Annotated in this window: 5 protein-coding genes and 3 pseudogenes; 5 read left to right on the top strand and 3 right to left on the bottom strand. The window is 61.4% G+C overall.

Going from position 1 to position 7,047, the window contains the following annotated elements; all coding sequences use genetic code 11:
• Positions 1–372: 372 nt before the first annotated feature.
• Positions 373–1,896, top strand: a complete 1,524-nt coding sequence (locus H2510_RS19110) for a hypothetical protein (protein WP_186629845.1) — start codon at positions 373–375, stop codon at positions 1,894–1,896.
• An 808-nt stretch (positions 1,897–2,704) separates the two neighbouring features.
• On the opposite strand, the pseudogene H2510_RS19115 reads toward H2510_RS19110, so the two are convergent.
• Positions 2,705–2,872 (bottom strand): annotated as a pseudogene (locus tag H2510_RS19115) (IS3 family transposase); the annotation flags it as partial.
• Positions 2,873–2,954: 82 nt separating this feature from the next.
• Between H2510_RS19115 and H2510_RS19120 the strand changes: the two are divergent.
• Together H2510_RS19120 and H2510_RS19125 are read left to right on the top strand one after the other, a co-directional pair.
• Positions 2,955–3,659, top strand: coding sequence for a hypothetical protein (locus H2510_RS19120; protein ID WP_186629846.1), 705 nt, complete (start codon positions 2,955–2,957; stop codon positions 3,657–3,659).
• Between the two features lie 12 nt (positions 3,660–3,671).
• Positions 3,672–4,070: a hypothetical protein gene (locus H2510_RS19125; protein ID WP_186629847.1), complete on the top strand. Its 399-nt coding sequence runs from the start codon at positions 3,672–3,674 to the stop codon at positions 4,068–4,070.
• Between the two features lie 332 nt (positions 4,071–4,402).
• On the opposite strand, the gene H2510_RS19130 is transcribed toward H2510_RS19125, so the two are convergent.
• Positions 4,403–5,032, bottom strand: coding sequence for a SagB/ThcOx family dehydrogenase (locus H2510_RS19130; protein ID WP_186629848.1), 630 nt, complete (start codon positions 5,030–5,032; stop codon positions 4,403–4,405).
• Positions 5,033–5,207: 175 nt separating this feature from the next.
• Between H2510_RS19130 and H2510_RS19135 the strand changes: the two are divergent.
• Positions 5,208–5,783: pseudogene (locus tag H2510_RS19135) on the top strand (epoxide hydrolase); the annotation flags it as partial.
• A 26-nt stretch (positions 5,784–5,809) separates the two neighbouring features.
• On the opposite strand, the pseudogene H2510_RS19140 reads toward H2510_RS19135, so the two are convergent.
• A pseudogene (locus H2510_RS19140) lies at positions 5,810–6,031 on the bottom strand (transposase); the annotation flags it as partial.
• Between the two features lie 6 nt (positions 6,032–6,037).
• Between H2510_RS19140 and H2510_RS19145 the strand changes: the two are divergent.
• A complete protein-coding gene (locus H2510_RS19145) occupies positions 6,038–6,649 on the top strand; it encodes an IS3 family transposase (protein WP_315901445.1) in 612 nt (203 codons plus the stop codon).
• Positions 6,650–7,047 lie beyond the last annotated feature (398 nt).

The following is a 7,047-nucleotide window of genomic DNA, read 5'->3' on the forward strand; positions in this document are numbered from 1 at the left end:
CGAATTCGACGCGGCCTCGACCGTGAACGCACCCAGATCGGTCCGGCCAGATCGCGGCCACATCCGAGTATCCGACCTCTGTTGAGCTACATGCACACCGGAAACCACCGCGCGAGACCGCAGAGGACAAATGGTAATTAAAACATTTGCTATCACGATCGACTTGGATCGACGCACATTCGATGACTTCTATCGCGCGCATCCGAGTGACGGCTGCAGCGGGTACCTTCCCGCCGCTAGGCAGCCAACGCCAACATCCGGCGGACCTCCTTGAAGACGGCCGCGTCAGGCCGGCAGCTTTGTCCCGGTCGCTGGGTGTGCCGTTCGACGCGGCGCGCGGTAACCTCGAGCCATGACTTCACCGAAAGGCGCATGACTGAGCGTCGCACGCTGGTCGTGCACATCGACGGGTACGTGATCGGCGATGGTGAGATCGCCCCGCCCCGGGTAGGCGATATTTTGGCCGGTCCGCTCACGTTCACCGAAACCCCCTCCGCGTCAACCGAAGTCGTCAGCATCCGCGCGCTGCTCGAGTCGACGACGAAGAAGCCTTTTCGGCAGTACACGGGCCCCGACGCTCCCCGCCGATGGCAGTGGAGCGGCCTTCTCCGCGGTGACGGGTGGACTGCTACCTGGCGCGGCTTCCGTCCCCGCACCGGTGACATCGAGTTGACCGGCCGCTTCCGGGGTGTTTACTCGGGTGATCCCGGTGGCCGCTTCCGCGGCCGAGTTACCCGCGTCCAGATGATCGGCCACCGCTTCCGCCGCGGGCCCGAAGAAACAATCGCCGCCGAACCCGGCTCCCGCAGAACACGCGACGTCGAGGCGGCACCTCGCTTCTTCGATCACCGCATGCTCGAGGACCATGCGGAGTACGTCGACGGAGAGACTTCGGTGCTCGTCGACCTCGATCTCGACGACGTCCCGCCCATCCCCGCTCGCCCCAGCATCGAGCCGAGTGACATCTCGGCCGCCGGCGATCTGCTGTGGACTATCGACGACACCCTCCCGCTGGCGGTCAGCATCGACGCCCACCAGCGAGTGAACGAATACCTGCTGCCAGGCGCGATAGGCGACAGACGCTACGTCCGGGCAACGCCGTCAGGATGCTGGGTCACGGGAGCTGACGGCACCTATTGGCTGTCACCCGGCAACAAACCTGTTCAGGTCGATGAACGCCCCACCTACACCGCCACGGTCAACGACGAAACCCTGCTGACCTCCGCCGGCGACGCGACCTGGCGGCTGTACCGCCCCGGTACCGACCCCATCGATGTCCCAGCCGTCGACGGCTACGTGAACTCTGTCGCTGTAGTCGACGACTACTTCGTGGCCGTCGTGGGAGCGCGCGGACAGCGCAAGCAGCTCGTGCGGGTCATGCTCGACGGTCAGTCGACCTCTAGACCGATCCCCGAGCCCATAGATCGCCGCCGACGCGGTGAGCCCTTCCTCGCTGGAAACCCTCTGCGCTTGGTTCAGGGTCCTGACATCGGTGTTGTCCAAGCAGACCTCACCCTTCAGCCCGACGGCACGATATGGACAACGGGCCGTCAGTTCTTCGGAGGTCAGGTCGGCGATTATGCATGGACGATCGCCCATCCACCGGACGGCACCGGTCCGGCTGGCTGGTGGCCGCTACCAGGACCGGTGACCTACGACCGCACCGAACAATTCTGGCTTCTCACCATCTACAGCGGACGCACATTTCTCCCGCTGACCAGTGTGCCGGTGCGCGCGACGCGGCCCTCGATCACGATCGATTCGCGAGGTCGAATCGCTGTCGCCGCCCGGGGAGGCATCAAGACCTTTCAAGCCGACTGGTCCGTCATGCAGTGGCCGACGGAATTGGACGTCACAGGCCTGCTCGACCGAGCCGCAGACGACCGCGCAGACTGAGCAAGGAACCGACAATCACTCTCTCAGCCGAGCATGCGAGGAGACACCTGACCATCGATAGGTTCCCAAGCGCGATACCTCGAGACCCGCAGAGACGGCCTGACATTCATGGACATCGACTCACTGAGAGAACACAGCCCGTCCGCCCGCGACTTCGTAGATTCGATGCTGCTCGACCATTGGTTGGATCCACTCGGACAAGGCGACGGGCGACGGACGCATCTCAAGTCCCGACGGTTATGCGCTCGGCGGCCCCGCCGCTACTGACCGTCACCGCGCTCTCCGCGACCACGCGTGCGTTGCTGCAGCAGGTGGACGCGTCTGCCGCGACCATTTCGACCGTGAATCGTCAGGGGTGTGTATGAGTCGCCACGCTCTGCCGCTTCTCCTTCAATATCGGCCGTGTGAAGGTCGGGGCAAGGCGGCGGTTACTGCGATCTTTGTTGCCTTTGCGATTGCCACCGAGGGCGGATACGGAGAGTTGGATGATTTTGCAATGGACTTTGCAATCGCACGTGTAGGCTCCGTCATCGCAATACCGACTTCCCCCCATCACGGGTGATGGCGTTCACATTGTCGGAGTGGATATCCCACCGGGCCGGTACACGGTTTCGTTTCCCATGGTGTCGATGCTGGCGGCGTGCAGTCGAAGTGTGACTGGGTCCGGTCTCGGGACCGAGAGCATTGCCCCGAACCGAATAGCGAACGGAAGCTACGACCCCTTGGCAGATAATTGCAGTCGAGGATGACGACGTTGCCCTCTACAACTCTGGATGCGGCACTCTCGTGACTCGTAAGTTTGAGTGATTCAGGCCGCGTTTGCGCTCTGATTGATTGTCTCAACCTCGATTGGCGTGAGTTTGCCGAGGCCTCGTTGGCGTCGCTTGCGGTAGTAGGTCCGGTCGATCCAGGTCAGGATCGCCAGACGTAGCTGCTCCCGGGTGGACCAACGCTGGCGGTCGAGAACGTTCTGGCGTGTACCTGGTTCACCGGGGACACGCCAGATGCACTTGGGCTGAAGACGACTACCTCTCGACTCCTTCTGAGAGACTGTCGCTGTGGAAGACGAGTGGACGGACAACGATCTTCAGCAGGATGTCTCGGAGAGCCGCTGGGTTGCCGACAACCTGAAATTTGCACCCACCACTACAATCGGGTCCCTCGTTCCCGCCACGTTCGACGCCTACGCCCGAATCTTGTACCCGGTGCATGCATCCGATCAGAACGGCAACGAGAGCCTGGTTCGATGGTCCGACATCGCGCGCCACATCGGGGCAATCGCCCACGCCGAGATGGAACTGCACGCTATCGAAGCGAAGGGCGAACGTGGTTTCCTCCAGTCGAACCCCCCGACCGCCGCCACACCTGTACTCGATTGGACGAGCCAGCTTACGCGGGTGGTACAGGTTCTCGCCGAACACACCAGCACGCCCGACGATTGCTGGTTCGCCATCTGGGAAGGCAACACCTCACTCGACGACATACGCGCGACGACGCCGACCGCAGTCATCAACGGCGACAACTACTTTCTGCTTCGCGGCCCCGGCGCACGCGCCACGCTCTCCTACCGAGCCTTGTCACCGCACATCTGGTGGCCCGCCGACCATTCATGGTGCATGGTCGCCCACTTCGACTTTCCGTGCGTCTACCTCGGAGGCAACCGAAAGACCGTCGACGCTGTCCTCGCGATCCCCGAAATCGAAGCCTGGCCAGCGCGAGTCGGTCAAGTCGTCACCGCAGATAACGACAAACTCAACAGATGAAAGGCCGGCGTCGTGACCAAGCGGAAGTGGTATGACAACCCCACCGTCGACCGATGGGGAACTGTTTATCTACTAGTGGTTTCGGTCGTGCTGGCCGGGCCGCAGATCGTCGGCAACGTCATCGACGAGCCCTCACCGTGGAACATCACATTCGCTGTTCTATATCTCCTGGCATTTGCCATCATGGCCACGTCTTTCGTGCGGCAGTGCCGAAGACGCAATCGCGACTCCTCGCCCGAGGTGACACGCGTCGAACCCAGCAGTGTTCCCACGCGCGAAGTCTGGAATGCGAAAACCTCGTCGTCGTCACGAATATCCGCGATCAAAAAGCTACGCGAAAGCTACCCCGGTCTTGGCCTTCGCGAAGCCGCGAATCTTGTAGACGACACAACCGACCCGCCGAACCTGTAAGGGAGTGTTCATACAGGTTTCTGACCACTTGACCCCGGACGAGTTTTGGTATCACGTCGACGAGACGGATGAGCAAGTACGTCTCGCCGAAGCAACGACCCAACGGTTGGGGATGCGTAGTTCGGTCGCGAACTCCCAATAAAGGGCATTGCGTGCGCAACGGTGGTCATCAGGCCGCGGACGGAGCCAAGAATTATCAGCAGCACCCGTAAATTCCACAGGAAGCCACGACCCCGTTCACGCTGGATAGTCAAAAACATCGAACGCCCTGGAGTGTGCACTTCGTTCACGCGAACGGCCCCATCCGAGGTCGGGCAGCGTGTCCCAGGAGGTCACGGTCGCGCTATGCCAAGAGGCATCAACCCCAGCAGTTCATGGTTGTGCGGCAACAGTGCGATATTGCCGATGGCTTGGGGCAGCAGGCGTTCGTCCACACCTCCGACAAATGTGACACCTACACCCAGCTCAGCGCACGCAAGGTAGACATTCTGACTGATATGGCCTGCCTCCAACCACGCGTACCGCTCGCCGCGGCGCCCATAGGGCCACTGTTCTGCGAACTCAGCATTGACCTTCTCGAAATCGGCCGACAGCATCAAAATGGCAGCCGAATCCTTCACCCATTCCTCGTCGACTATGCACGCTGAGGCAAGCGTAGGGTGCAGGTCCTCATCGGTCACCATCGACAGCGAATGATCAGATGCGGCATATCGATACAGTCCGCAGTCGACATTGCCCACTCGACTTACTGCGACCGAGACAGACACCGCATGAACATCGTGAGCCGACGGTACCGTCCGTCGGGTCTCGGAACTGCTCCCCCGCGCCGCCCAAAGAATCTCGGAAAGATGGGCTTTGGTTACCGGATGAGCTGTAAACGAGCGTGAGCTGCGACGGTCCTTCAAAAGGCCGGCGAGTCGCGTTGCGGCAACATGAGAATCGAGCATCACCGGTTCGATCACCACCCGACACTACCTGGCGATCTTGCACATCCATCGATTGAGATTCTCGAAGTTACTTACCTGAGCGCACTCCTGTTCATTCGGCATACTCTGCATAGCGACCCAGGCGCGTCGTCGACGGTCTGTTGGCTTGCCTGGTTGCTCCCAGTAGGGGGTGCGGCAACCGTCATAGAAGCCGATAGGCGTTGACGAACCGGCGTTCCACGTCGTTGTACCGTCACTGCCGGATTTCGTCTACAGCTGCAAGCCCGCTGTCACCGGGTGGGGCACCGAAAAGGTCGCGGCGGCTGGGTTACCGGCGCACGTTCTCGGCATCCACACAACGTTCGGGAGGCACCGCCCGGGTTGTCGGCCGACGGGCTGACGCAGGCCGAGCAGACGTGGGTGCAGAAAACTAGCGACTTCAAGCGTGACCACACCGCCAACGCCAAACAGCCGACAACCGGGCCGCAGACCATCTGGTATTCGCTCGTCGACTCTTTTCTCGGGCTACTGGCCTGATCCTCGACAAGTTCGCGGAGTGGTCCGATACCCAGGACAGCCCGTTCGAGACAATGCCCAAAGACCGCATTCTAGACATCGTCAGCCTGTGCTGGCTGACACGGTGTGGCACATCGTCTGCCCGCAACTACTACGAAAGCCACAACTCACCCGACCCCGAACTTCGGGTCGACGTCCCATCGGCAATCACTATGTATCCGACGACGCCGAAAAGGCTTCGCGCATCCGGGCGCAGAAGCGGTGCCGACAGAGGGACTGCCCCGACACCTGCCGGCGCAACCGTGCCGGCTCTGTGCGTTCGGCGGCTGTGAGCGGCCGGTCACCGGATACTGCGGCGGCCTCGATCCGCCGGCCTTCGTCGGCAACCCAGCGTCCGAGCAGGGCTTCGTTGATGCCGAGGTCTCGGGCGACTTCGGCGATCGTGCGGCCGGAATCGATCACCCGTCGGCCGGCGTCGACCTTGTACTCGGTCGTGAACGACCTGCGTTTGCGGGACATGAGGACATCCCTCCATCGGAACCATCGGTCCAGCTATCTCGGTGTCCACCATCGGGGGAACCGCATTTCACATCCTTCCCCGACGACCTGGTCCAGCGCCGTTTCGATCAGGGTGAACTCGATGCGGTGTGGACTTCGGACATAACGTATCTGACCTGTGGGGAGGGGGATATGTACCTGTGCGCGATCAAGGACGAGCACTCGAAGAAGGTCCTCGGATGGGCCGTGGCCGATCACATGCGCACCGAGCTGGTTGTCGAAGCGTTGGAGATGGCGGTCGCCGAACGTGGCGGCGATGTTGCGGGCACAATCATGCACTCGGACAGAGGCTCTCAGTACTCAGCTGGAATCATGAAGCAGGCGTGTGAACGATACGGGTTGCGGCGTTCGATGGGTGCAACCGGTATTTGCTGGGACAACGTCGGCGCCGAAAGTCTGTGGTCGACGTTCAAGCACGAGTACTACTACCGGCACACCTTCGTTCATGCCACTGAATTGGTTGCTGCAGTTGACAACTGGATGAACTTCTACAACACTCGCCGTAGGCACTCCACGATCGGGATGCTCAGCCCCACCACGTACGAACAGTCACTGATCGCGCCCATCATGGCCGCGTGACCACTGTCCACTTTTCGGGGGGAACCTCATTACGCAAGACCCCAGTACGGACGCCACGGACCTCCGAACGGTTGCCGTTCAATTTCCCTTCCGAGTGGGTGGCAAAGGTCAGAAGACGGGTGACCGAAATCGAGGAGGTCAGGCGCCTCCGACCCGACGTGCTGCAACGCGTCATCGACAAGTGGTTGGACGAGACAAAGTAAGCAGAGACGTTAGGATTGCCGATTCTCGTCGCCCGAAGGCGTGTGTCTTCAGTCTCGGGTGAGCTTGCGATGCGATGCGACGCGGTGGGGCTGCGCGGCATCGGGTGCGAGGCACTCGGCCTCGTAGGGGTCCCGGTAGTAATCGCCGAAAATCCAACGATGTTCGGAATGTCGCCCGGTAGAGGGTAATTCGGC

The sequence above is a fragment of the Rhodococcus sp. BP22 genome, assembly GCF_014281965.1.
GTDB lineage: Bacteria > Actinomycetota > Actinomycetes > Mycobacteriales > Mycobacteriaceae > Rhodococcoides.

Bases quoted from the DNA above. Each gene is read 5' to 3' on its own strand.
- H2510_RS19110 (WP_186629845.1), top strand. From the start codon at position 373: ATGACTGAGCGTCGCACGCTGGTCGTGCACATCGACGGGTACGTGATC.